Below are 24686 nucleotides of genomic sequence, written 5' to 3'. Positions count from 1 at the left end.
GGTAGGATTTAAGCGCATAGCAGAGATCTAGTCCGGGGCGCTTCGCCCCACATGACGACGGAGGGGGTCACGCCAGTGGGTCGCGGCCGCGCAAAGGCAAAGCAGATCAAGGTTGCCCGGAAGCTGAAATATTACAGCCCGGACACCGACCTGAATAGACTCCAGCAGGAACTGGGTTCCGAGTCGCAGGCGTCCGGTTCGTCAGATCCGTACGACAACGAGCCGGACTATTCGGATTACGCCGACAAGTACAACGTCGACGATGACGACGAAGAAGACGACTATACACAGCGCGAATCTTGACCGATCAGCACTGATGTGATCGACGCTCAGAGAACCTGAGCATCGGATTCGCTCAAGCAAGAAGGCGGAGACTTCGGTCTCCGCCTTCTGCTTTGCCCGAACGCTTTCGTCCGCCAGCCTCAGCCGAGGATGGCGGCTCCGCCGTCGACGCCCTTGGCGCCCTGAACGTAGTCGAGTTCCGAGGCCAGTGCACCGTCGTCGACGCTGACGTCGCCGAGGACCCACGAGCCCGGGCTGGCGGCGAGCACACTGTCGACGGAGTCAGCAGAGGTCACGAGGACCATTCCGACGCCGAGGTTCCAGGTCCGCTCGCGGTCATCCTGCGGGACTCCGCCGAGATCGCCGAGGGTGGAGAAGACAGGCGGGATCTCCCACGAGGAACGCGACATCTTCGCCACGAGGCCCTTGGGCAGCACGCGCGCCACATTGGCCGAGAGTCCCCCGCCGGTGACATGCGAGACCGCGTGCACAGCATCGGGCAGAGCCGAGAACAGGGCGTTGAGCTCACCGGTGTAGACGTGTGTGGGAACGAGGAGTTCCTCACCCAGGGTGCGACCGAATTCGGGCACGTTGCGATCCAGACCCCAGCCCGCCTCGGCGATGATGTGCCTGACCAGGGAGTAGCCGTTGGAATGGATGCCCGAGGAGGGCAGTCCGATGAGCACGTCACCGGCCGAGACCTTCTCCGGCCCCAGCAGCTTGGACGCATCGACGACGCCGGTGGCGGCACCGGCGACATCGTATTCGTCGACGCCGAGCAGGCCCGGGTGCTCCGCGGTCTCTCCTCCGACGAGGGCGACATCGGCACTGGCACACGCCTCGGCGATACCCCGGACGATGTCGGCGATGCGCTCGGCCACGACCTTGCCGCAGGCGATGTAGTCGGTCATGAACAACGGTTTCGCACCGCACACGATGATGTCATCGACGACCATTCCCACCAGGTCGTATCCGATGGTGTCGTGCTTGTCGAGAGCCTGTGCGATGGCCACCTTCGTGCCCACGCCGTCGGTCGACGAGGCCAACAGCGGGCGCTCGTAGTCCTTGAGCACGGAGACGTCGAAGAGTCCGGCGAAACCACCCACCTCTCCGACGACGTTCGCGTTGTGTGTGGCCGCAACCGCGGACTTCATCATTTCGACGGCGCGGTCACCGGCCTCGACGTCGACGCCGGCGGCGGCATAGGTGGTGGACTTAGCTGGATCGGTGCTCAACTCAACATCCTTTTTCGGCGGGGGTGTTGTTGACAGGTATCGGGTATTCGCCCGAGAAGCAGGCGGTGCACAGCTGGCTGCGCTTCTGCTGGGTGGCCTCGACCATCCCGTCGAGGGAGATGTATCCCAGGGAATCGGCGCCGAGGTTGTCGCGGATCTCGTCCATGTTCAGACCGTTGGCGATGAGCTCGGCCCGGGTCGCGAAGTCGATGCCGTAGAAGCAGGGCCACTTGACCGGCGGGGAGGAGATGCGCACGTGGATCTCCTTCGCACCAGCCTCACGCAGCATCCTTACGAGCGCACGCTGGGTGTTGCCGCGCACGATCGAGTCATCGACGACGACGAGGCGTTTGCCCTCGATGTTCTCACGCAGAGGATTGAGTTTGAGGCGGATGCCGCGCTGACGCAGAGTGTCCGAGGGTTGGATGAAGGTGCGACCGACGTAGGCGTTCTTCATCAGCCCCTGCCCGAAGGGGATGCCGGACTGTTCGGCATAGCCGACGGCCGCCGGTGTTCCCGATTCCGGGGTGGCGATGACGAGGTCGGCATCGACGGGGTACTCGTCGGCCAACTGACGGCCCATCTGCGTCCGGGCCGCGTGCACGGTCTTGCCGTTGAGCACGCTGTCGGGCCGCGCCAGGTACACGTATTCGAAGACGCAGCGGGCCTGGTCCTGTTCGGCGAAGCGGAAGGAACGCAGACCGTCCTCGTCGATGGCGATGAGTTCGCCGGGTTCGACATCGCGGACGAAGGAGGCGCCGACGATGTCGAGAGCCGAGGTCTCGGAGGCAACGACCCAGCCATTCTCCATCCGACCCAGCGACAGCGGCCGCACACCGTGACGATCACGGGCGGCATAGAGGGTGTTCTCGTCCATGAAGGCCAGCGAGAACGCACCTTCGACCTTGGGCAGAAGATTGAGAGCAGCCTCGGTGAGGTTCTCACCCTCTTCGGTGGCGAAGAGCTCGGTGACCAAAGAGGTGTCATTGGAGGAGTCACGGAAGGGTCGGGTGCGGCTGACCTTCTTCGTCGCGTCCTTGACGACCTGATCGGCGTCATCACGACGACCATCGGCCATCGCCTCGAGCTCATCGAAGTTCGTCAGGTTGCCGTTGTGCGCCAATGCCACTGTCCCGAACGGGGTGGGTCCCAACGTCGGCTGTGCGTTCTCGAACGAGGGCGAGCCCGTCGTCGAGTAGCGCGTATGCCCGAGCGCGATGTGCCCCTGCAGAAGTTCGAGATCCCGCTCGTGGAAGACCTGCGAGACCAGGCCCATGTCGCGGTAGATCAGGATCTGCTTGCCGTTGCTGGCAGCTATACCCGCGGACTCCTGTCCACGGTGCTGCAGAGCGTAGAGCCCGAAGTAGGTGAGTTTGGCGATTTCCTCGCCTGGCGCCCAGACTCCGAATACTCCGCAAGCATCCTGAGGTCCGCGGTCCAGGGGGTCAATTTCGTGCGTTAGTTGCCCGTCTCCTCTTGCCACGTGAAAGATTGTCTCACATGACTGAGCCCACCTTCACAGGATGTTCAGACTCCGGTACTCGGCGACCCGTTCCGGGGCTCGTCATCGACACTGCCCTCCGCCTCGGCGACGGGATCGGGCGACGTCTCTGCGGTGGTATCGGGTGACGTCTCAGCGCCGGCCTCCGGTGCTGCCTCGGCGCCGGCATCGGGATCCTCACCGTTGGCTTCGGCGATCCGACGACGCGCGGTCTCCTTCGGGTCATCGACCATGTCGATCTGTGCGCCGACGCGGTACTTGCGTGCTTTCCGCCGGCCCGACCAGTCGAGGATCAGTGCCAGCAGTCCGCCGAGGAACAGCCCGCCGACGCCGAGGATGAGCAGCAGCAGCCCGGCTCCCTTGCCCACGGTGTAGCCGGTGGGGATCGCTTCGGGATCGACGAAGAGGGTGAGCGCACCCGCGACGAGAACGCCGAGAATCGCACCGAGTCCCATGAATACCGAATACTTGGGGCTGCGACGAACGGCGACGTCGATCTGGTCCTTCATGATCTCCTCGGGCATCGGTGTCAGTGGCGGGTCAGAGGCGCCCGCATTTCACGTCGCGGACAGTCTAGTCGAGATCACCTCCGTCGATTCCCAGGCAGTTATCCGACCGATCCCATAAGGTAGAGGCAGGCACAGTAGGACTTCTCACATAAGGGTGGACATGTCTCATACGATCATCGTCGGAGTTGACGGCTCCGCCAACAGTCAATGTGCGCTGCAGTGGGCGATCAAGCATGCACAGCTGACCTCCTCCGAGATTCGCCTCGTCGCGGCCTACACCGTTCCCGGCGTCAACATGAGCCAGGCCGACATCGTCTACCCGGCCGATTTCGACGTTGCGATCAAACGATCGGTGCAGCAGCTCGTCGACGACAGCGCCAGAACCGTCACCGATGCCTCGGTGCCGGTCTCGACCGTGGTCTCCCCCGTGGATGCCTCAGGTGCGCTGGTCGACAACTCGAAGAACGCCGACCTCGCCGTCATCGGCGCCCGCGGTCGCGGCGGTTTCGCCGGTCGCCTGCTCGGGTCCGTGGCCTTGGCGATGCCCGCCCACGCACACTGCCCCACCGTGGTCATCCCCAGCACGTGGCCAGAGCGCCCGCTGCCGGAGAGGCCGCTGCCGATCGATCTGCCCGTGCGTTCCTCCTCCGCGCAGACGTCCGCCGCCGAGTCCGGGGACAGGCGCCCGGACTTCACCGGTGAGATCGTCGCCGCGATCGACCCCTTCGAAAGCGACGGCCCTGTCCTGCGAGAGGCGGCAGTGCAGGCTCGGATCTACGGTCTGCCCCTGCACCTGATCGGCATCACCGCCGCCCATGTGCTCTCGCCGGAGTGGATGCCCAGCGAAACACACCTGGAGAAGATGTACGACGAGGCCGTGACCTCGCGTGAAGAGGCGGCGAAATCTCTGGCGGAGGAATTCCCCGAGGTTGAGGTCCGCTGGTCGATCTTCGATGCCCCCGCCACCGAGGTGCTCATCAGTGCCACCTACACCGCCGAGCTCATGATCATCGGCTCCCGGGGCCGCGGCGGCTTCGCGTCCACCATTCTCGGTTCAACCTCGCAGGCAGTCCTCTCACACTCGGCCTGCCCCACCCGAGTCGTGCGCGTGCTCCGCCGAAAGGGTGGGAGAAAGCGCTGACCCTCCACGAGGAGAACTCAGCCGAGGGCGATGAGGCCGATTCCGGCGACGACGACCACGGCACCGGTGAGCTTCATGGCGATGTTCTTCTCCCCGAAGAACCACCAGGCCAGCAGTGTGCCGACGATGATCGAGGTCTCCCGCACAGGGGCGACGAGGGACACCGGTGCCTGCTGCATGGCGAAGAGGACGAGCAGGTACGCCAGCGGGGAGAGGATGGCGACGGTGACCAAGGCTCGTTTGTGGCCGGACACGATCGACCCGAAATCCGCGCGCCGTGACGGACCGCCGGGGATCGTCACGATGCCAAGGGCCATGATGATGGCGACGCAGGCCTCGGAGACGGCGAAGTAGAGCAGCGGTGAGTCGGTGATGTGGTTGACGGAGAAGTCATCCCAGAGCGTGTACGAGGCGATGAAGGTTCCGATCAGCCCGCCCCAGGCCAGACCCCGTCCGATGCCGTGGCTGCTTGTTGCGTGACCTCCACCGATCGCATGACCTCCACCGGCTCCCTTCGGGCGCACGGTCACGACCGCGATTCCGGCGATGACGACGAAGGCGCCGATGGTCTCCGGCGGTGTGGGCCGCTCCCCCAGGAACAGCACGGCGATGATGATCGTGATGATCGGGCCTACCCCACGCGCTGTGGGGTAGACGACGCCCAGGGGTGCATGGTCATAGCCGGACTGCAGGGACACCGAGTAGGCGATGTGGAAGATCGCGCTGAGTGCGGCGGCTCCCAGCAGGCTCGGGCTGAACTCATGTGTCCCTGAGGCGAGCAGCCAGATCGCGATCGGGGCTAGGAGGATCGCTGAGAGTCCGTGATAGGCCAGCACGAAGGCGTAGCCCTTGCCGGAGACGGACTTCGCGGCGATGTTCCACAGGGCATGGGCCACCGAGGCGAAGAGCACCAGCCCGAGGACGGCAGGGGTCATCGAGGACCGTGACCAGACCGCGTCACAGTGTCAGGACCTCACAGCTTCACGACGACGGTCTTCGTCTGAGTGTACTCGTCGAAGGCTTCGATGGACTTCTCACGGCCGTAGCCGGACTTCTTGAACCCGCCGAAGGGCAGTTCGACTCCCCCGCCGGCACCATAGGTGTTGACGAAGATCTGCCCGGCCTCCACCTCGGCGGCGACCCGGTGCGCCCGGGAGATGTTCTGCGTCCACAGCGCCGAGACCAGACCGTAGTCGGTGCCGTTGGCCAGGGAGATCGCCTCTGCTTCATCGCCGAAGGTCATGGCCACGACGACGGGTCCGAAGACCTCTTCCTGTGCGATCTTCGACCCCGGGGACACATTGTCCACGATCGTCGGCCTGATGAAGGCTCCCCCGGCGAGGTCGGCGGCGAGCCCCTCGGGGCGGGTGCCGCCGGTGATGATCTGGGCGCTGCCGATGTCGGAGAGGAACCCTTCGACACGGGCCTGCTGCTTCGTCGAGATCAGGGGCCCTAGCATCGGATCATCGGAGCCGTACCCGATGGTGACCTTCTCCATGGCGGCCGCCATCTTCTCGATCACCTCGGCGTGGATGTCCTGGGCGACGATGAGCCGGGACCCGGCCGAGCAGGTCTGACCGGCGTTCTGGATGATCGAGCGCACCAACGACGGGATGGCAGCGTCGACATCGGCGTCGGAGAAGACGATGTTCGCGGACTTTCCACCGAGTTCGAGCACCGTCGGGATGACCCGATCGGCAGCGGCATGGGCGATCTGCGAACCGGTCTGGGTCGAGCCGACGAAGCCTAAGTGGGCGATGCCCGGATGCGCGGCCAACGCCGCCCCCGCCTCGGCGCCCAGGCCTGTGACCACGTTGAACGCACCGGCGGGGAAGCCCACAGAATGGATGAGTTCGGCCAGGCGGACCGTGGAGCGTGGGGTTTCGTCGGCGGGTTTGGCCACGGCGCAGTTGCCGGTGGCCAGCGAGGTCGCGGCGGCACGGCCGATGAGCTGGAGCGGATAGTTCCAGGCCACGATGTGTCCGGTCACGCCGTAGGGCTCGCGCCGGGTGTAGACGTGCATGTCCTCGGACATGGGGATCGAGTGCCCGTAGTAGGACTCGATGGTGTGACCGTAGAACTCGAAGTAGCGGGCGCAGACGTCGACGTCGGCGTAGGCCTGGGTCAGGGGTTTGCCCGTGTCCTCGGATTCGAGGCTGGCCATCTCATCGCGGTTGGCCCGGATCACTTCGGCGGTGGCGACCAGCAGCTTCGACCGCTGCTCGGTGCTCGAGCGCTTCCATTCCTGCTGTGCCCGGGCCGCGGCCTTGACCGCCCGGTCGACTTCGTCGGCTCCGCCTCGGGAGACATCGCCGAGGTGCTCCCCGGTGGCCGGGTCGATGTTGGCGTAGGTGGTCAGCGAGGGGACGTGGCGTCCACCGATGAATGAGGTGGTCTGGGTGATCTGGGCGTTCATCGCCGGCCTTCCAATTCTGCCGATGTGTACAGCGGGACGAAGTCACTGATGTCCGCGCGGGTGCCCGAGGCGTCAACGGCGCCTTCGGCCAGTGCGGCGGAGAATTCTGTCTTGCCGGTCACGATCTCCAACCACACCTGCGCCGAGGTTTCGACGACGTTGGGCGGTGTCCCGCGGGTGTGGCGGGGGCCGGGAATGCACTGGGTGACGCCGAAGGGTGGGACGCGGACCTCGACGCTGTTGCCCTCCGCCCGTGATGCGAGCTCCTCGAGTGTGAAACGCACCGCGGTGGCCAGGGTCGACCGGTCTGCCGTTGTCGCGTCGGCCTCAGAATGGGCCACCCACATCTCGAGGGCGTTGCGGCCCTCGTCGGGGTCTATTCTTCTGCGAATCGCCATCAGTGACTCTCCCTCTTACCTGATCCTCGCTATATCTTCACCCACGTTGATCTGCCCGACAACTGCCGTCCGCCCCTCGGAATCGATTCCGCCGGTGACGGACTCGGTGATCTCTGCGATGACCTCGCCGAGGAGATCGTCGCTGATGTCTGGAATCGCTCCGGCCTTGCGCAGCAGGGTCAGAGCCACGAGCCCCGTAGCCCGGGAGGACCCGTCGAGGCACTTCAGGGCCACCGAGTACCCGGATTTCGTGGACATGACGATCACGCCTTCGGCCCCGCCCTTGGCGAAGATGCCAAGGCGGTCGATGACCGTGGAATTCGGCCTGCCGTGGCCCTCGATCGCCCAAGGTTCGGCAAAGACGGCACCCATGAGGGTGCGGGCCGCGGGCGTAAAGGAGGCAAAGGGTTCCGTCGCCGAGGTGGTCCCCGGGTCTGCGTCTCCCGTCGGGTCTGCGTCTGCATCGGTGCAGCCCAGGCGCACCACGCGGCCGATCCCCCGAGCCAGGCCGGTGAGGCTGAGGGCGAAGACGGGAGCCCCACAGCCGTCGGTGCCGAGCGCGGCCGGGGTCTCGCCGGCGAAGGCCTCGACCACCTCGGCGATCCTCGCCTGCACCGGATGACCGGGCTCAAGGTAACTGGCGGTCTCGGCCCCGATGGCGGTGGCGGCCATGAGGAACGCCGCATGTTTGCCGGAACAGTTGAAGTACAGGGGCGATGTCGGGTCGCCGGTGCCGGCTTCCTGCAGGCTGCGACGGAAAGCACCGTCGGCGGGATGCGCCGACGGACAGCGGAGGTCATCCACGCTCAGGCCAGCGGATTCGAGCATCCCGGCAACCGCCTCGGCGTGGCCGGCCTCGCATTTGTGGGACGCGGTCGCCAGTGCCGCCCAGGTGCCGGTCACTTGCTCTGCGAGGCTCATCGCGGCAATCGCCTGCAGCGGTTTGAGGCTCGATCGGGTGAACACGGGCGCATCCGGTGCGCCCAGGCTGATCAGGGGCGATCCATCCGGGTCGAGGACGACGGCGGAACCGATGTGGCGGGATTCGACGAACCCGCTGCGCTCGACGAAGGCCAACTCGGCGGCGTCGGCGGAAACGAAAGTGGAACGAGTCACGCACTCAAGCCTACGACCTTATAGTCTGGTGGGGTGAAGGTTCTTGTCATCGGTTCGGGCTCCCGCGAACACGCCCTCGTCCTTGCTCTCAGTCGCGACCCTCAGGTCGACGCCGTCATCGCCGCACCCGGCAACCCGGGAATCGCAGCGATCGCGCACACCGAAGCCGTTGATATGAACGACGCCGCGGCAGTCACCGCTCTGGCGGAGACGCTTGACGTCGACCTCGTCGTCATCGGCCCCGAGGCACCACTGGTCGCCGGGGTCGCCGACGCCCTGCGTGAGTCCTCGTTCCCGGTCTTCGGACCCAGTTCCGAGGCCGCGGTCCTCGAGGGATCGAAGGCGTTTGCGAAGGAGATCATGGAGTCCGCGAACGTGCCCACAGCACGTGCCGTGGTCGCCTACACCCCTGACGAGGCGGCCGCTGCCCTCGACGAATTCGGCGCCCCCTACGTGGTCAAGGCCGATGGCCTGGCAGCGGGCAAGGGCGTCGTCGTGACCTCGGATCGCGCCGAGGCTCTGACCCACGCCAGCTCCTGCCTCGAGGTCTCCGACCGGGTCGTCATCGAGGACTACCTCGACGGTCCCGAGGTCTCCCTCTTCGTCCTCTGCGACGGCCAGCACACGCTGCCGCTGGCTCCGGCCCAGGACTTCAAACGCATCGGCGACGGTGACACCGGACCCAACACCGGCGGCATGGGCGCCTACTCACCGCTGCCGTGGATCCCGGCCGGCACCGTCGACGACATCGTCACCACCGTCGCTCAGCCTGTCGTCGATGAGATGACCCGCCGCGGCACCCCGTTCGTCGGCCTCCTCTACTGCGGACTCGCCCTGACTTCGAAGGGCATGCGAGTCGTGGAGTTCAACGTGCGCTTCGGTGACCCCGAGACCCAGTCCGTGCTCGCCCGCCTGCGCAGCCCGCTGGGACAGACCATGCTCGCCGCCGCCGAGGGTCGCCTCGACGAGGTCGGTGACCTCGACTGGGATCCGCGCACCTCGGTGACCGTGGTCATGGCCGCCGAGAACTACCCGAGCACACCCCGCACGGGCGACATCATCCGCGGCCTCAACACGGCCGACGACCTCGACGACGTGCACATCCTCCATGCCGGGACCGCCCGCGCCACCGATACCGGCGCCGGGTTCGCTCCCGAGGACACTGTCATCTCCGAAGACGTCGCCGAGACCGGAGACATCGTCACCGCAGGTGGCCGCGTGCTCTCCGTCGTCTCGCTCGGCAACGGCCTCGACGAGGCACGGTCCAAGGCCTATGCCGCCGTGGACGAGATCAAATGGGACGGCGAACAGCACCGCACCGACATCGCCGAGGTGGCCGCCCGCAGGCAGATCACCGTGGCCGATATCTACCCGGCCCCCGCAGAGCCAGTGGCAGCCCCCACAGCGACTGGACTCGACTCCCAGGCACCCGAGCTTCCGGGCTGGACGCATGTCTACTCGGGCAAGGTCCGCGACCTCTACATCCCCGATACGGCCGCCGATGCCGCCTCTGCCGAGCAGCTGCTCATGGTCGCCTCGGATCGCATCTCCGCCTATGACTGGGTCCTCGACTCAGAGATCCCCGACAAGGGCAGGGTGCTCACCGGCTTGAGCCTGTGGTGGTTCGACCAGCTCTCCGATGTCATCGGCAACCACGTCATCAGCTCCGATGTCCCCCAGGCCGTAGCCGGTCGCGGCCTCATCGTGAAGAATCTGTCGATGCTGCCCATCGAATGCGTGGCCCGTGGCTACCTCACCGGCTCCGGCATGGCCGACTACAAGGCCACCGGGTCCGTGTGCGGAATCCAGCTGCCGGCAGGTCTCATCGAGGCCGACCGTCTGGAGCCCGCGATCTTCACTCCGGCGACCAAGGCGGAACTCGGCGACCATGACGAGAACGTCAGCTTCGCTCAGATCACAGAGACCATCGGCGCCGAGGCTGCCGAGCAGGCCCGTGACCTGACGATCGAGATCTACCAGCGCGCGGAGGCCATCGCCCGCGAGCGCGGCATCATCCTCGCCGACACGAAGTTCGAGTTCGGGACCCTGCCCGACGGGACGATGGTCCTCGGCGACGAGGTGCTCACCCCGGATTCCTCACGTTTCTGGGATGCCGAGAGCTACGAGGCAGGCCAAGCGCAGGCGAGCTTCGACAAGCAGTTCGTCCGCGACTGGCTGACCAAGGAGTCCGGCTGGGACAAGTCCTCGGACACTCCCCCGCCGGCGCTGCCCGCCGAAGTGGTCGAGAAGACCCGTGCCCGCTACATCGAGGCCTTCGAGAAGCTCACCGGCCAGAAGTTCCCCGCCTGAGGCTGAGCTCAGCCAACTGGCACAGCCACAACAACGCTCATACCGACACAACGCCGCACCGCCGATACACCGCTGCCCACGCAGTGGCTTCGGCGGTGCGGCGTTGTTTCGTAGGCCGGTCTGACCCCAACTCTGCCCCCCGACCCCACTCAACGACATCGCGCGAATATCGCAGACACGACCACTGATTCAGCAGGGAAATATGCTGACTGGTCATTGTTTTCAACTCGAATCCGTCTCATACAACGGAATCGGTGGATTCACCCCACCGGCTCCGCTATTCTGTGTGACCAGGGCCACACGGCCCCACTGAGACAAACGGCCTCACACAGGCCCACACGCAGACGTGCAACACGGTTGGAAGTGACGATATGCATTATTGGAATGGCAGCTATCACGAAGGCAGCGGCAGACCCTTCACCCTCGTCAACCCCGCCACCGGTGAGACCACCGGGGAATACACGCTCGCGAACGCTGCCGACGTCAACGAAGCCGTCGCCTCGGCGAAGGCCGCCTATCCTGCGTTCAAGGCTCTGACTCCAGGCGAACGTGCGGAGCTGATGCTCGGTCTCGCCACCCAGCTCGAGGCTCGCGCGGACGAACTCGCCGAACTCGAGTCCATGCAGACGGGCAAGTCCATCCGCCTGGCCAAGGAGTTCGATGTGCCCGGCTCGATCGACAATGCGAAGTTCTTCGCCGGGGCCGCCCGTCAGCTCACCGGTCTGGCCGCCGGCACTTATTGGGAGAAGTCGACGTCGATGACCCGGCGCGAACCCCTCGGCGTCGTCGGTTCGATCGCCCCCTGGAACTACCCGCTGCAGATGGCCGCGTGGAAGATCTTCCCCGCCGTGGCTGCCGGCAACACGATCGTGCTCAAGACCTCGGAGATGACTCCCGGAACCTCACTCATCCTCGCCGAGGCCGCCACCGCGGCAGGCTTCGCCCCCGGTGTCATCAACGTCATCGCCGGTGACGGGCTCGAAGCCGGAGAAGCGCTCATCACCCACCCCGACGTCGTCATGTCCTCCTTCACCGGGTCGACGAAGGTCGGTCGGCGCATCATGGAACTCGCCGCGGCCAAGGGGTCCCGCGTCCACCTCGAACTCGGCGGCAAGGCTCCGTTCGTGGTCTTCGACGACGCCGACATCGAAGCCGCCGCACGCGGTGCCGTGGCCGGGTCGCTCATCAACTCCGGACAGGACTGCACCGCGGCCACCCGCGCCATCGTCGCCCGCGAGCACTTCACCGCCTTCACCGACCGCGTCACCGAACTCATGACCGGCGTGCGCGTGGGCAACCCGACCGACCCCGCCACCGACATGGGCTCCCTCATCTCCCTGACCCACCGCTCACGGGTCGCCGAGGTCGTCGACCGTGCCCGCGAATCCGGGGCCCGAATCCACTGCGGCGGAGCGATCCCGACGACGAACCACCTCGGCGAGGCCCTGCCCGGTAACACCGAGTCAACGGCCTACTACGCGCCCACGCTCATCAGCGGAATCGACACCGACGCCGAGGTGTGGCGTGAGGAGATCTTCGGTCCCGTCCTCGTCGCTCTCGCCTTCGACACCGACGATGAGGCCATCGAACTGGCCAACGACACCCCCTACGGCTTGGCGGCGAGCGCATGGACGACGACCACAAACCGGACGATGCGTGCCGCGGCCGACATCGAAGCCGGGTGCGTGTGGATCAACGAGCACATTCCGATCGTCTCCGACATGCCACACGGCGGGTACAAGGCCTCCGGATTCGGCAAAGATATGAGCCAGTACTCATTCGATGAGTACACGCAGGTCAAGCACGTGTTCATCGACCAGCACGAGGACCCGCACCACGAATGGCAGGACACGATCTTCACGTCCTGAGCACTGGTGCACATACAATGACAGCCAGGCGGGCGCGTACGGCGCGCCGGCCTCACCTTCGACAAGGAAGTCGGGAGGGATCATGAACCTCGACGTTCTCGACGTCAGCATCTTCGACGGGGACTCCGTCCTGCCTGCGGACCGCATCAGCATCCGCGACGGAATCATCACCGAGATCAGCACCGGAACCGCTGCGGACCCGGCCGACCACACGATCACGGCCACGGGCAAGCTCATCACCCCCGGGTTCGTCGACGCCCACGTGCACACGACCTTCGGCGGGCAGGAGTCCCTGGCCTGTGACCTCAGCGAAGCCCAGGGTCTGCAGGCCTCACTCGACGTCATCCGCAGCTACTTGGCCGCGACGGCCGAGTCTGCCGCGCCCGGCTCCTGGGTCACCGGCGGCGGATGGTCGATGTCCGACTTCCCCGGCGGGGCACCGAGTGCTGCGATCCTTGACGAGCTGAGTCCCGAGCGCCCCATCATCCTCCTCAGCGGCGACCACCATTCGGCCTGGGTGAACTCGAAGGCCATGGACCTCGCCAGACTCGACGCCTCCACTCCCACTCCGCCCGGCGGCGTCATCGAGAAGGACGAATCCGGGACCCCGACCGGGTGCCTGCACGAATCTGCCATGGACCTCGTCTCGGTCCACGTCCCCGACGCCAGCGATGCTGAGATCCGCGCCGGGCTCCTCGCCGGGCAGTCCTCCCTCCATGCCTTCGGCGTCACCGCGTGGATGGACGCCATCGTCGGCGACTACTCCGGGCACCGCTCCCCCTTCGACGCCTACCTCGAAGCAGAGGACACAGGCGAACTGACCGCCGAGGTGGTCGGGAGTCTGTGGTGGCCTCGTGACGTCGAGGACATCGACGCCCAGGTCGCAGCCCTGGTCAGGAATCGGCGAGAACAGGGACAGTTCCGCACCACCTCGGTGAAGTTCATGCTCGACGGCATCGTCGAATCTCGCACGGCCGCCATGAGCAGCGAGTACGCCTGCCCCTGCGGTGGCTTCGGCACCAGCTACTTCACCCGCGAGCACCTGCACGCATCCTTCGCCGCCCTCGACGCGGCCGGCTTCGACATCCACTGCCACGCGATCGGAGACGCGGCCAATAAGGCGGCCCTCGACGCATTCGCCGCCATCGGGACCAGCCCGGACAGCGCCGAGCCTGGGACCAGCGATCGCCGTCACCACATCGCCCATGTCCAGGTCGTCGACCCCGTCGACATTCCCCGCTTCGCCCAGCTCGGGATCACCGCGAACCTGCAGACTCTGTGGGCATGCCACGACCAGCAGCTGCTTGACCTCAATCTTCCCTACCTCGGGGCCGAACGCAGCACCTGGCTCTACCCGTTCAGGTCCTTCGCCGATGCCGGCACCCACCTGGCCATGGGCTCGGACTGGCCGGTGTCGACACCAAATCCCTGGGAGGCGATCCACGTCGCCGTGAACCGCTCGCATCCCGATGCCGGCGACCCGGCCCCGCTCCTTCCCGAGCAGGCCCTCGACTTGACCACCGCGCTGCGTGCCTACACCTCCGGGTCCGCGCACCTGCTGCGCTCGGAGGCCAACGGCCAAATCCGCACCGGCCAGATCGCGAACCTCGCATTGGCCAGCACCGACCCCTTCGACCTTGAGCCGCAGAGACTGGCCGAGGTGCACAACGAAATGACGATCGCAGGCGGCCGCATCGTCCACGACGCCACCACCGCTGAAAGGCAATCATGACCACGACAGCCACTCCCGATGCAACGGCGCCCACACAGCTTCAGCACTTGGAAGTTCAGGGGGTGAAGAAGGTCTTCGGTGACAACACCGCGATCGAACGGCTCGACCTGTCGGTGCGCAAGGGCGAGTTCCTCTCCCTGCTGGGCCCCTCGGGCTGCGGCAAGACGACCCTGCTGCGCATGATCGCCGGTTTCGAGGCTCCCACCGATGGGGCGATCCTGCTCTCGGGCAAGGACATCGTCAGCCTCCCACCGCACAAGCGCCCCGTGAACACGGTGTTCCAGTCCTACCTGCTGTTCCCGCACATGAACGTCGCCGACAACATCGCCTACGGTCTCAAACAGTCCAAGACCCCGAAGTCGGAGATCGCCGACAGGGTCCGTGAGGTTTTGGCCCTGGTGCAGATGGAGGACTTCGCCGGGCGCAAACCCGAACAGCTCTCCGGCGGTCAGCAGCAGCGCATCGCCCTGGCCCGTGCTCTGGTCAACCGTCCCCAGGTTCTCCTCCTCGACGAACCGATGTCGGCTCTGGACCGGAAGCTGCGTGAGGAGATGCAGCTCGAACTCAAACGCCTCCACACCCGCCTGGACACGACCTTCGTCTTCGTCACCCACGACCAGGACGAGGCGCTGGCGATGAGCGATCGCATCGTGGTCATGTACAACGGCGTGATCCAGCAGATCGGGACCGGTGAGGACATCTACGCCAACCCGGCCAACGGCTTCGTGGCCGGGTTCATCGGCAAGCAGAACTTCGTCCCCGCCGAGGTGACCGAGATCCACGGTTCCACCGCGACGTTGAGAACGGCGAACGCTGTCATGGAAACACCCACCCTCGACATCCGCCCCGCCTCGGCGACGGGGACTGCTTCGACGTTGAGCGTCGGGGACAAGGTGCGTGCCGCCATCCGACCCGAACGCATGCGCGTGGCTCCCGCCGGGACCGGGGACTTGGTCGCGAACTCTGCTCGCGGTCGCATCCTGTCGGTGTCCTTCCTCGGCGACGTCATCCAGTACATGCTCGTGGCCGGGGACAACGATGAGCTCCTGGCCCGGGTGCCGGCGGCCGGCAATGAGCTGCTGGCCGCCGACGCCGAGGTGGACCTGAGTTGGAATGCCGACGACGTGGCCGTCTACGACTACGAGGGCGGTGTCTGAGATGGCAGGCAGAATTCCCGACGTGCGCTTCCTGGCACCCCGGGCCGCCTCAGCGAGGCTGAGCAGGCGAGCGCTCCTGGCCGGATTCGGTGTTGTCGGTCTGGGCGCGCTGAGTGCTTGTGGCCGGAACACGACGATGGCGAAGTCACCTCCCACCGACGGCGAGCTCGAGTCGAAGCTCAACATGTACTCCTGGGGCGACTACGACAACCCGGACCTCATCGACGCGTTCAAGAACGAGCACGATGTCCTCGTGCAGGTCGACTCCTTCGGTTCGAACGAGGAGCTCATCGCGAAGCTCTCAACCTCGCGTGGAACGTCGGGCTATGACGTTGTGGTGCCGACCGGATCGAATATTCCGCAGATGCTCAAACACGATCTGCTCCAGGAGATCAACCTCGACATGATCCCCAACTTCGAGCACATGGATCCGAACTTCACGAACCAGTACTTCGATCCCGACAACAAGTACTCGATCTGCAAGGCCTGGGGCACCACCGGATTCGTCTACAACACGAAGAAGATCTCCCGGGACATGAGCAGCTGGCAGGACTTCATCGATGTCGCGCAGAAGGAAGCGGCCGGAACCACCTCGCTGCTCGAGGACCCGTGGGAAGTCTCAGCCATCGCACTCGCTGCGCAGGGCTACAGCCTCAACACCCAGGACGAGAAGGAACTCGAGAAGGCACGCACGATCATCCTCGACCAGCTGGCACCGAACACGAAGGCCTATATCGGCAACGCGGCCACGGGCATGATCCAGGGCAGCTTCTCACTGCTGCAGGCGTTCAACGGTGATGCCAGGCAGGGACTGGGCGAGGTGTCTGATCCCGAGAACTGGAAGTTCGTGTTCCCGACACCGTCTGCGAACCTGTGGACGGACTGCTGGGCCATTGCCACCGGCGCCCCACACCCCGATTCCGCACACGCGTTCATCAACCAGATGATCTCGCCGGAGACCGCGGTCGAACAGCTCGACTACATCGGCTACCCCATCGGTACGAAAGGGTTGGCCGAGCAGGCAAAGGAAGCGGACCTCGATCAGCAGGAGCTCATCTTCCCCGCCCAGAAGGTCCTCGACCGACTCGAACCCAGCAAGCAGACCCCGGCCGATCAGATCCGCACGAAGATCTACGCCGATGCGCAGGCAAGGAGCGGAGCATGAGCACGCAGGCAGCCACACCCAACGAGAAGGATTCGACCACGCAACGGCCGAGTCGAAAAACTCAACGACCGACCAAGCCGGGTGGAATGTCGGCGAAGTTCTTCGGCGCCTCGGCCCTGTCGTTCCCGACCTGGGCGTATGCGCTCTTCTTCTTCATCATTCCCGTCGCTCTCGTCATCTTCTACAGCTTCGGCTACAAACCCGACGAGTTCACGGCCGTGGCCACGGACAAGCTCTCCTTCGGCCGGTATCCCGATGCCATGTCCGCCAGCTTCGTGTCCACGTTCTTCGCGACCCTGCGGATCTCGATCGTCGGCACGATCCTGTGCCTGATCATCGCTCTGCCGTTCGCCTACTGGCTGGCCATCAAGGTCTCACCGGCCAGGCGGTCACTGGCTCTGGCCTTGGTCATGGTGCCGTTCTGGACGAACTTCCTGGTCCGCACCCTGGGGTGGCAGATCATGCTCTCCCCCGACGGTTTCCTGTCCAATTGGATGCAGGGCCTGGGGATGCTCGATGGGCCTCTAGACATTCTCTACACACGCACGGCGGTGCAGATCGGTGTCGTCTACAACTATCTGCCGCTGATGATCCTGCCGCTCTTCGTAGCCATCGACTCCGCAGGTCAGAAGCTGCGAGAAGCCAGCTACGACCTCGGCGCGGGCAAGGTCACAACGTTCCTGCGCGTGACCCTGCCGATGGCGATGCCCGGAGTCGTCTCCGGGTGCCTGCTCGTGTTCATCCCGCTCAACGGTGACTACGTCACGGCCACCGTCCTCGGCGGGGCGAGCGGGTCGATGGTCGGTCAGCTCATCGCCAACCAATTCAATACGGCCCAGAACTGGGCGGTCGGCGCGGCGATGGCGGTGATCCTCATTCTTGCCACCCTGGTGGTCGTCGGGGTCGGCTTCGGTCTGCTCAAGTTGGGGCAGGCGATCGCTGCGAAGCTGGGCAGTGTGCCGCTGAAAGATGGGAGGGCCTGAGATGTCGAAGAAGAATACGTTCGCTCGTCGCACCCCGACGGACATCGGCCTCCACGTGTGGGGAATCCTGGTCTTCGCCTACCTGTTCATCCCGATCGCGGTGATCATCGCGTACTCGTTCAACACCGGCAAGGTGCTGGCGAACTTCCGCGGCTTCGGCCTCGACGCCTACATCTCCGGGATCAACAACGACGTCATCATCTCCTCGGTCGTCACCAGCCTCCAGGCCGCGGTGGGTGCGGCGCTCGTGTCAACGATCTTCGGCACCCTCGGCGGTGTCGCTCTGGCCCGCGCCCCGAAGGGCGCATGGTGGGCCCTGGGTCTGACCGCAATCCTCGGGCTCACCCTGGTCACGCCCGAGATCGTCGACGGCATCGCGTTCCTGCCGTGGTTCGTCACCGTCGGTGTCGATTGGGGCATCACACCGTTGAACAACGGTCTGGTCAGGCTCATCATCTCCCACTCTATGTTCTCCATGGCGATCGTGACGTTCATCGTCCGGGCTCGCCTGGCGGGCATGGACACGCAGCTCGAGGATGCGGCCGCGGACCTGGGGGCCACCCCGTGGAATCGGTTCAAGGACATCACCTTGCCCATCGCTGCTCCCGGCATCCTCGCCGGTGCGCTGATGTCGTTCACCGTCAGCCTCGACAACACGATCCTCTCGAGCTTCGTGCAGCAGCCCGGCTACACCCCGTGGCCGGTCTACATCTTCTCTGCGGTGAAGGTGGCCCTGCGCCCCGAGGTCGCAGCGATCTCGACCCTGATGTTCCTCCTCACCCTTTTGGCCCTGGCCTTCGTCGGCTTCGTGCTGCGCAAGGCGGGTGGAAGTTCGACAGAGATCATCAAGACGATGGCCGGCTGATCCCCGGCACCCTCGCCGAGGTGGGGCCCGGTTCCGCACTCCGGTTCGGTTCGTCTCACTTCACCATCACCCGAATTCTGTGACACGCTCACACTGCGAAGATTGTCGCCTGGCCTGATGAACGCCGCCGGGCAGAAGGAGAAATGACATGGACGTCACCGCCGCATTGGCCGACGCATCCACCGTGCCGTTCTGGCTCGATTCCGATCAGCGTCCCGAGCCCCTCCCGCCGCTGACTCGTGACCTCGAGGCCGACCTCGTCATCGTCGGAGGTGGTTTCACCGGTCTGTGGACGGCGCTGCAGGCGAAGGAACGCGATCCCGGGCGCCACGTCGTCCTGGTGGAGGCGAATTCGATCGGGTGGGCCGCCTCGGGGCGCAATGGAGGGTTCTGCGCCGCCAGCCTCACCCACGGTTATGACAACGGTGAGTCCCATCTTCCCGCTGAGAACGAGCGTCTGGCGGAGCTGGGGTTGGACAACCTCAACGAGATCGAAGCGGCTGTGACCCGGTACGGCATGGACGTCGAGTTCGAACGCACCGGTGAGCTCGACGTCGCCACCGAGGACTACCAGGTTCCCGAGCTGCGAGAGGCTCATGATCCCGAGGCCGGCTTCATCTTCTACGATCAGCAGGAATTGGCGCAGATCGTGAAGTCGCCGACGTACAAGGGTGCACTCTGGGACTCTCGCGAGGTTGCGATGGTCAACCCGGCCAAACTGTGCTGGGAGCTGCTGCGGGTCATCCGGGAACTCGGCGTCGAGGTCTTCGAAGGCACGAAGGTCACCGATGTCAGTGACCGGAAGACGAACGTGCAGATCACAACCCTGGTGACGTCCCAGGCGCTGGAGGACTGTGCAAGCGCTCCGTGCAGCATCATCACCGCCAAGCGGGTGGCCCTGGCGACGAACGTCTTCCCCTCGCTGCTCAAACGCGTCAGCCTGCACACGGTCCCGGTCTACGACTACGCCCTGATGACCGAGCCGCTGAGCGATGAGCAGCTGACATCGATCGGCTGGGACGGCAGGCAGGGCATCGGTGACTGTGCGAACCGATTCCACTACTACCGACTGTCGGCAGACAACCGGATTCTCTTCGGCGGGTGGGACGCTGTCTACCACTACGGGCGGCAGGTGTCGTGGAAGTACGATCAGCGGGCTGAGACCTTCGAGACCTTGGCCGCGCACTTCTACGAGACGTTCCCCCAGCTTCAGTCAGTGAAGTTCACCCACAAATGGGGTGGGCCCATCGACACCTGTTCGCGGTTCTTCTCCTTCTTCACCACGGCCTACGGCAAGAAGGTCGCCATGGCCGCCGGTTTCACCGGACTCGGCGTGGGCGCCTCGCGCTTCGCGGGCACCGTCATGCTCGACCTGCTGTCTGGGCAGGACACCGAGCTGACCCAGTTGGAGATGGTGCGCAAGCTCCCTCTGCCCTTCCCACCTGAGCCGGTGGCCTGGTTGGGCATCCAGATGACGACGAATGCCCTCATCAAGGCCGACGGCAACGAGGGTCGGCGCGGTCCGCTGCTCAAGGCCCTCGACGCAGTGGGCATGGGCTTCGACTCCTGAGACTGCCTGTGGCGTCCGCGGCTCGGACCGAAGGCGGGAGTTCCCTCCGTGCTTGATAGACTTTGAACGAGCGCGGGAGGAACTCCCGAACACTTTCTTGAAGGAGCAGAACACGCATGGCACGTGTCGTCGTTGAGGTGATGCCCAAACCCGAGATTCTTGACCCTCAGGGTAAGGCGATCTCCGGTGGAATGTCCCGACTCGGCTTCACCGGTTTCGGTGAGGTACGACAGGGAAAGCGCTTCGAACTCGAAGTCGAGGGTGAGGTCACCGAGGAGGTTCTCGCACAGGCTCGAGAGGCTGCAGAGAAGCTCCTGTCGAACCCGGTCATCGAGAACGTCGTGGCCGTTCGCGCCGTCGAGGAAGCCTGATGACTGCAGTCGCCACTGACCCCACCGTCGCCGAGGCGGGTGCTGAGTCCGGAGTCTCGATCGGTGTTGTGACGTTCCCCGGGACGCTTGATGATCGTGATGCCGCACGTGCCGTTCGTCTTGCGGGTGCGAAGCCGGTCAATCTCTGGCATGCCGATTCCACGCTTGCCGGTGTCGATGGTGTCATTCTGCCTGGTGGGTTCTCCTACGGGGACTACCTGCGCTGCGGTGCGATCGCGGGCTTCGCTCCGATCATGGAGGCCGTGGTCTCGGCCGCGAACGCCGGAATGCCGGTTCTGGGCATCTGCAACGGATTCCAGATCCTGTGCGAGTCGCACCTGCTGCCTGGTGCCCTCATCCGCAACGACCACCAGCATTTCATCTGCCGTGACCAGGAGCTGGTCGTGGAGAACACGAATACCGCTTGGACCGGTGACTACACGCAGGGTCAGATCATTCGGATTCCGCTGAAGAACGGTGAAGGCGGGTTCGTCGCCACGGACGAGGTCCTCGACGAGCTCGAGGGCACCGGTCGTGTGGTTTTCCGCTACCAGGGGCTCAACCCCAATGGTTCTCTGCGCAACATCGCCGGCATCACGAATGAGGCCGGAAACGTTGTCGGGCTCATGCCTCACCCCGAACACGCTGTCGAGGCCGGTTTCGGCCCCGAAGACGGCGGCGGCATCGACGGTCAGGGATTCTTCTCCTCGGCCGTGCGCACTCTGGTCAAGGGCTGACCTCTCCGCCTGACGGCGGTGACACAAGCACGCTGACGGCACCAGGTCCCGACTCCACGGCAATATTCCGGGCGTCGGGACCTGGTGTCATTTCCATCCTGTTTCCAGCTGATGAGATCACCGCCCCTTAGTTATCGATGTACACCGTCAGCGGCACCGAGTCATCGAGGTCGCCGCATTCTGCAGTGATGACGTACTTGCCCCACAGGTCCTTGCTCGAATCCGCCACAAATCGGACTGATGCGGACTTATCCTTACCGGTAAGTTGGCTCTTTTCCCAGACCTTCGTCTGACCATTTTTGTTCTTCTTGAATGCTCGGAACCGAACGTCATCGTCGGCCGAGCAGTTGACCATGGTGAGATTGATTCCGTCAGTGCTGAGCACCGTGTCGTTCGTCTCCGGCTCCGGATCCACCAACAAAGTGCCATCATTGTATTCGCCCCGGTCACCCTCGATGATTCCGATGTCTGTCTGATATTCGTTCAGCGACTTGCCATCTCGTTCGACATTAACCAAGAAGGAGATGTTTCCCGGCGCCTCGGGTTTCTCGTCCGCCACGACCGATCCGTCGAAAGCTCCGTCTTTCTTCACCGTCACCTCCTCCCTCTCCTCAGCGTTCAGGATCGGAGTGACGACGTCCCCGGCTTTGAGTCCGTCGATTGTGTATTCGATGCCCTTTCCCTGAGTCACTTCCAGCGGTGTCATCACAGCGTATTTCAAAGCCAGAGCATGATCTGTTGATGTCGCACTACCCTCCGAATCATCATCGCCGGCGGCAGAGTGCGCGGACGTCTGGTTCGCCTCCTCGGGCGCGGTGTCAGTGGGAGTGGCTCCGAGTTCAACTGCGGTCGCCGGTCCGGCTCCGAACGCGGTCAGGCCGAGGGCGACAGTGGCTGCGAGTGCAAGCTTCTTCATTGTGATCATCCTTCGTTCGCATCGTTGGGTCAGATCAAGATGTGTTGCCGTATTCGGTTATGCCACCGACGATACGAGCGAAGGACAGGGGTTGTGGAGTTGTGTTCATTGTGGTCATGACAGGGCTGTCATGACGGATCTGTCACTCTGTGATGACAATGAGACTTGCTCATCTTCGAGCTGAGCTGAGGCTGAGTCGAGACTGAGACTGCGGAAGCTGAGCCGGCTGGCCCATGCCCCCGAATCGGAACGTCGCTCCTGCTCAGGGCGTTGCGGCAGCCATGTCTGCGAGAGGGAGCTGCGTTTCTGCGTGGCGATGTCCCTGATCTGGGCACAGGTGGTGCTCAGTTTCGGAGTCACACGCTGATGACTTCGCGCGTCGCGCGCGATCCAATCGTTATGGGCATTTTCGAGCCGCTGCTCCTCTCACGGCACAGGTCCGATGCTGCCCAGGCGGCGTGCCTGCGAGATGCTGCCGTCACAGTTTCGCTGCTTGGTTCGTGGCACGCAGTTCGGCCCCGGTACACCGACTCATCATCAGATTCGATGAGTCGGTGTACCGGGGCCGAATGCCCTTGGGTCAGAATCGATTCGCGCCGACGGGCCGGGAGCGTTCACCAACCCGCCGGGTCATCGATCACCGCCCGGACTGAGCTTTGCGGCGAGCGAAGAGGATCGTCACCGCGCCTCCCAGAATCAGAGCGGCACCCGCAGCGAGTCCGGTGATCTCAGCACCGGTGCGAGGCATCGAGCCGGCATTTCCGGGATCATCGCCTTCGCCGGAATCGCCACCGTTGCCGGCATCGCCACCCGTGCCGGTGACCACGAATTCACCGCTCAGGCCCCGGTCCATACAGTTCGCCTTCACCATGTAGGTACCGACATAGGCTGCGGGGCTGCTCTCGAGGCCGTAGACCTGAACAGAAGCCGCACCGTTCTCGTTGGCTTCGACCGTCCTGTCATAGAGCTTCTCGCTGGGTTCGAATCCCCAGACCTCGAACAGAATGTCGCTGCCGGGCTCGCACTCGGTCACGGTCATCGTCACGCCCTTATCCCGGTTGACGAAATCCTCGCCGGAGATCTCTTTCGGCTCGATGGCGAGCTTGGGGTCGACGACGCTGCCATCATCGGTCACGGTGAACGTGGTCTCCGCGCTCTCATCTCCGCAGGTGGCCATGACGAGGAAGTCGCCGACCCACCCTGTTCCGCCATCACCGTCGGGGACGAAGTTCGCGGACCCTGCGGCATCCTCACCTGCTTCCTGCGATTCTTCCCACACAGTAGTGTCAGGATCACGCTTTGTGCTCACTCGGAAGTTCACCTCGTCGTCAACATGGCAGTTGACGAACGTCAGGTGGACTCCGTTCTCGAGGAACTTCTGCAGCCCCTGAGTCTTGGGTGACACGGTGAGATCCGCGTTCGATTCATCGCCGTCGCCTTCGGTCACGGTGAAGGTCGACTCCGCGCTCTTGTCCCCGCACGAAGCCGTGACCACGAAGTCACCGACCCAGCCGTCACCGCCTGTGCCGGGGATGAAGGTGGTAAATCCGGCCGTATCTTCACCGGCCATCTGCGAGTCCTCCCAGATGGTGGTGTCGGGGTCGCCCTGGCGAGTGATGCGGAAATTGACCTCTTCATCCACCACACAGTTGACGAGGGTGATTTTGACACCATCGTTCATGAAGTCATCCAGGTTCTGAGTCTTCGGCGAGACCGTGAGGTCAGCTTCCGCATCCTCATCATCGGGTGCGACGACGGTGACGCTGCCGCTGAAGGTCTTCGACTCCTCACCGGCGCGGGCGACAGTCACTGTGACATCGAGCGTGTCGCCTGCCTTGAGCTCGGTATTGCCGAGGATCGTTCCGGTGAAGGCACCGTCACTCTCAACGGTCGTCGACGTGGCCTCACCAGGTTCGGCGGTGACAACGTCCCCAGCTTTGAGAGGATCGACGGTGTATCGGATGCCCTGGTTGGGGTCACCGATCTCTTCGGCCGTCATCTCTGTCTTCTCAAGCGAGAAGCCGGCTTCGATAGCCGCGGATTCCTCTGCGCCGTCCTTGGCGCCGTCGTCAGCTGTGCCGTCATCAGTTGCGCCGTCGTCAGCTGCGTTCGGATCGGCTGCCTCGTCCGTAGGTGGGTCGGTGGCCTCAGCGTCACCCTCCGCTTCAGTGGTACCTGTGCCCGGGTCGGCTGCGTCGGCGCCGGTATCGTCGCCTTCACCGGGATCGGCGGGGGCTTCGCTGGGAGCCTCTGCGCCTTCTTGCGCGGCCGAGGCTTGGGTTGTCGTCGTTGTGTTTGCGACCGCCGGACCGACTCCCATAGTGGAGACTGCCAGGGCGATGCTTGCTGCAAGTGCCAGCCGTTTCATGATGTTCCTTCCAGAGAACTGTGTGGCTGCCATGTTCGGTTATGGA

General features: G+C 64.6%; 21 protein-coding genes. 12 read left to right on the top strand and 9 right to left on the bottom strand.

Going from position 1 to position 24686, the window contains the following annotated elements; all coding sequences use genetic code 11:
* The first annotated feature begins 75 nt into the window (after positions 1 to 75).
* Positions 76 to 303: a DUF3073 domain-containing protein gene (locus tag CXR25_RS03240; RefSeq protein ID WP_009881540.1), complete on the top strand. Its 228-nt coding sequence runs from the start codon at positions 76 to 78 to the stop codon at positions 301 to 303.
* A gap of 119 nt (positions 304 to 422) precedes the next feature.
* Here the strand turns inward: CXR25_RS03240 and purM are convergent, their stop codons facing one another.
* The 3 genes from purM to CXR25_RS03225 are packed head-to-tail and all read right to left on the bottom strand — an operon-like array spanning position 423 to position 3527.
* Positions 423 to 1517: a phosphoribosylformylglycinamidine cyclo-ligase gene (purM, locus tag CXR25_RS03235; protein WP_069599501.1), complete on the bottom strand. Its 1095-nt coding sequence runs from the start codon at positions 1515 to 1517 to the stop codon at positions 423 to 425.
* 1 nt (position 1518) lies between these two features.
* On the bottom strand, positions 1519 to 3000 hold the full coding sequence (gene purF / locus CXR25_RS03230) for an amidophosphoribosyltransferase (protein ID WP_096178807.1): 1482 nt from the start codon (positions 2998 to 3000) through the stop codon (positions 1519 to 1521).
* A gap of 44 nt (positions 3001 to 3044) precedes the next feature.
* Positions 3045 to 3527 carry a hypothetical protein gene (locus tag CXR25_RS03225; RefSeq protein ID WP_226823747.1) on the bottom strand — a complete coding sequence of 161 codons (483 nt, stop codon included), beginning with the start codon at positions 3525 to 3527 and terminating at the stop codon, positions 3045 to 3047.
* A 160-nt stretch (positions 3528 to 3687) separates the two neighbouring features.
* Here CXR25_RS03225 and CXR25_RS03220 point away from each other — a divergent pair, with 160 nt between their 5' ends.
* Entirely contained in the window at positions 3688 to 4668 is a 981-nt protein-coding gene (locus CXR25_RS03220; RefSeq protein ID WP_114320289.1) for a universal stress protein, read from the top strand.
* Positions 4669 to 4685: 17 nt separating this feature from the next.
* On the opposite strand, the gene CXR25_RS03215 is transcribed toward CXR25_RS03220, so the two are convergent.
* From CXR25_RS03215 to CXR25_RS03200, 4 genes are read right to left on the bottom strand one after another with little or no spacing between them, the layout of a single operon-like run.
* Complete coding sequence (locus CXR25_RS03215; protein WP_125240415.1) at positions 4686 to 5603, bottom strand: DMT family transporter; 918 nt, start codon at positions 5601 to 5603, stop codon at positions 4686 to 4688.
* Between the two features lie 38 nt (positions 5604 to 5641).
* The gene (locus CXR25_RS03210) at positions 5642 to 7084 is read right to left on the bottom strand and encodes an aldehyde dehydrogenase family protein (protein WP_096158230.1); all 1443 of its coding nucleotides are present in this window, start codon (positions 7082 to 7084) and stop codon (positions 5642 to 5644) included.
* Positions 7081 to 7482 (bottom strand): sterol carrier family protein, encoded by a 402-nt coding sequence (locus CXR25_RS03205; RefSeq protein WP_009881530.1) that lies wholly within the window; start codon positions 7480 to 7482, stop codon positions 7081 to 7083. Before CXR25_RS03205 ends, CXR25_RS03210 begins: the two co-directional genes overlap by 4 nt.
* 15 nt (positions 7483 to 7497) lie before the next feature.
* The gene (locus tag CXR25_RS03200) at positions 7498 to 8598 is read right to left on the bottom strand and encodes an asparaginase (RefSeq protein WP_125240414.1); all 1101 of its coding nucleotides are present in this window, start codon (positions 8596 to 8598) and stop codon (positions 7498 to 7500) included.
* Positions 8599 to 8631: 33 nt separating this feature from the next.
* On the opposite strand from CXR25_RS03200, the gene purD reads away from it, so the two are divergent.
* From purD to purQ, 10 genes are all read left to right on the top strand, one after another.
* The gene (purD, locus tag CXR25_RS03195) at positions 8632 to 10908 is read left to right on the top strand and encodes a phosphoribosylamine--glycine ligase (protein WP_125240413.1); all 2277 of its coding nucleotides are present in this window, start codon (positions 8632 to 8634) and stop codon (positions 10906 to 10908) included.
* Positions 10909 to 11279: 371 nt separating this feature from the next.
* On the top strand, positions 11280 to 12776 hold the full coding sequence (locus CXR25_RS03190; protein WP_009881527.1) for an aminobutyraldehyde dehydrogenase: 1497 nt from the start codon (positions 11280 to 11282) through the stop codon (positions 12774 to 12776).
* Positions 12777 to 12858: 82 nt separating this feature from the next.
* Positions 12859 to 14508, top strand: a complete 1650-nt coding sequence (locus CXR25_RS03185; RefSeq protein WP_125240412.1) for an amidohydrolase — start codon at positions 12859 to 12861, stop codon at positions 14506 to 14508.
* Complete coding sequence (locus CXR25_RS03180; protein ID WP_125240411.1) at positions 14505 to 15665, top strand: ABC transporter ATP-binding protein; 1161 nt, start codon at positions 14505 to 14507, stop codon at positions 15663 to 15665. The genes CXR25_RS03185 and CXR25_RS03180 overlap by 4 nt, the downstream gene beginning before the upstream one ends.
* Before the next feature lies 1 nt (position 15666).
* The gene (locus tag CXR25_RS03175; protein WP_029416528.1) at positions 15667 to 16830 is read left to right on the top strand and encodes a polyamine ABC transporter substrate-binding protein; all 1164 of its coding nucleotides are present in this window, start codon (positions 15667 to 15669) and stop codon (positions 16828 to 16830) included.
* The gene (locus CXR25_RS03170; RefSeq protein ID WP_009881523.1) at positions 16827 to 17813 is read left to right on the top strand and encodes an ABC transporter permease; all 987 of its coding nucleotides are present in this window, start codon (positions 16827 to 16829) and stop codon (positions 17811 to 17813) included. Before CXR25_RS03175 ends, CXR25_RS03170 begins: the two co-directional genes overlap by 4 nt.
* 1 nt (position 17814) lies before the next feature.
* Complete coding sequence (locus tag CXR25_RS03165) at positions 17815 to 18678, top strand: ABC transporter permease (RefSeq protein ID WP_009881522.1); 864 nt, start codon at positions 17815 to 17817, stop codon at positions 18676 to 18678.
* A gap of 148 nt (positions 18679 to 18826) precedes the next feature.
* Positions 18827 to 20248: an NAD(P)/FAD-dependent oxidoreductase gene (locus CXR25_RS03160; protein WP_125240410.1), complete on the top strand. Its 1422-nt coding sequence runs from the start codon at positions 18827 to 18829 to the stop codon at positions 20246 to 20248.
* Between the two features lie 116 nt (positions 20249 to 20364).
* A complete protein-coding gene (gene purS / locus CXR25_RS03155) occupies positions 20365 to 20619 on the top strand; it encodes a phosphoribosylformylglycinamidine synthase subunit PurS (protein WP_009881520.1) in 255 nt (84 codons plus the stop codon).
* Positions 20619 to 21356 (top strand): phosphoribosylformylglycinamidine synthase subunit PurQ, encoded by a 738-nt coding sequence (gene purQ / locus CXR25_RS03150; protein ID WP_096162279.1) that lies wholly within the window; start codon positions 20619 to 20621, stop codon positions 21354 to 21356. The genes purS and purQ overlap by 1 nt, the downstream gene beginning before the upstream one ends.
* Before the next feature lie 127 nt (positions 21357 to 21483).
* Here the strand turns inward: purQ and CXR25_RS03145 are convergent, their stop codons facing one another.
* Positions 21484 to 22272 (bottom strand): CBM20 domain-containing protein, encoded by a 789-nt coding sequence (locus CXR25_RS03145; RefSeq protein ID WP_096160392.1) that lies wholly within the window; start codon positions 22270 to 22272, stop codon positions 21484 to 21486.
* Between the two features lie 637 nt (positions 22273 to 22909).
* Positions 22910 to 24640, bottom strand: a complete 1731-nt coding sequence (locus CXR25_RS03140; RefSeq protein ID WP_125177934.1) for an ICP22 family protein — start codon at positions 24638 to 24640, stop codon at positions 22910 to 22912.
* Positions 24641 to 24686 lie beyond the last annotated feature (46 nt).

Origin of the sequence: Brevibacterium aurantiacum (assembly GCF_003932995.1) — a bacterium.
GTDB classification, from domain to species: Bacteria; Actinomycetota; Actinomycetes; order Actinomycetales; family Brevibacteriaceae; genus Brevibacterium; species Brevibacterium aurantiacum.
Note: the sequence above shows the minus strand (reverse complement) of the source record. Positions and strands in the feature narration are given on the sequence as shown.

Coding starts and splice junctions, on each gene's coding strand:
- CXR25_RS03180 (WP_125240411.1), top strand. CDS start 14,505: ATGACCACGACAGCCACTCCCGATGCAACGGCGCCCACACAGCTTCAG.
- CXR25_RS03210 (WP_096158230.1), bottom strand. CDS start 7,084: ATGAACGCCCAGATCACCCAGACCACCTCATTCATCGGTGGACGCCAC.
- CXR25_RS03140 (WP_125177934.1), bottom strand. CDS start 24,640: ATGAAACGGCTGGCACTTGCAGCAAGCATCGCCCTGGCAGTCTCCACT.
- CXR25_RS03225 (WP_226823747.1), bottom strand. CDS start 3,527: ATGAAGGACCAGATCGACGTCGCCGTTCGTCGCAGCCCCAAGTATTCG.
- CXR25_RS03165 (WP_009881522.1), top strand. CDS start 17,815: ATGTCGAAGAAGAATACGTTCGCTCGTCGCACCCCGACGGACATCGGC.
- CXR25_RS03175 (WP_029416528.1), top strand. CDS start 15,667: ATGGCAGGCAGAATTCCCGACGTGCGCTTCCTGGCACCCCGGGCCGCC.
- purQ (WP_096162279.1), top strand. CDS start 20,619: ATGACTGCAGTCGCCACTGACCCCACCGTCGCCGAGGCGGGTGCTGAG.
- CXR25_RS03145 (WP_096160392.1), bottom strand. CDS start 22,272: ATGAAGAAGCTTGCACTCGCAGCCACTGTCGCCCTCGGCCTGACCGCG.
- CXR25_RS03160 (WP_125240410.1), top strand. CDS start 18,827: ATGGACGTCACCGCCGCATTGGCCGACGCATCCACCGTGCCGTTCTGG.
- purS (WP_009881520.1), top strand. CDS start 20,365: ATGGCACGTGTCGTCGTTGAGGTGATGCCCAAACCCGAGATTCTTGAC.
- CXR25_RS03205 (WP_009881530.1), bottom strand. CDS start 7,482: ATGGCGATTCGCAGAAGAATAGACCCCGACGAGGGCCGCAACGCCCTC.
- CXR25_RS03170 (WP_009881523.1), top strand. CDS start 16,827: ATGAGCACGCAGGCAGCCACACCCAACGAGAAGGATTCGACCACGCAA.
- CXR25_RS03185 (WP_125240412.1), top strand. CDS start 12,859: ATGAACCTCGACGTTCTCGACGTCAGCATCTTCGACGGGGACTCCGTC.
- CXR25_RS03220 (WP_114320289.1), top strand. CDS start 3,688: ATGTCTCATACGATCATCGTCGGAGTTGACGGCTCCGCCAACAGTCAA.
- CXR25_RS03190 (WP_009881527.1), top strand. CDS start 11,280: ATGCATTATTGGAATGGCAGCTATCACGAAGGCAGCGGCAGACCCTTC.
- CXR25_RS03215 (WP_125240415.1), bottom strand. CDS start 5,603: ATGACCCCTGCCGTCCTCGGGCTGGTGCTCTTCGCCTCGGTGGCCCAT.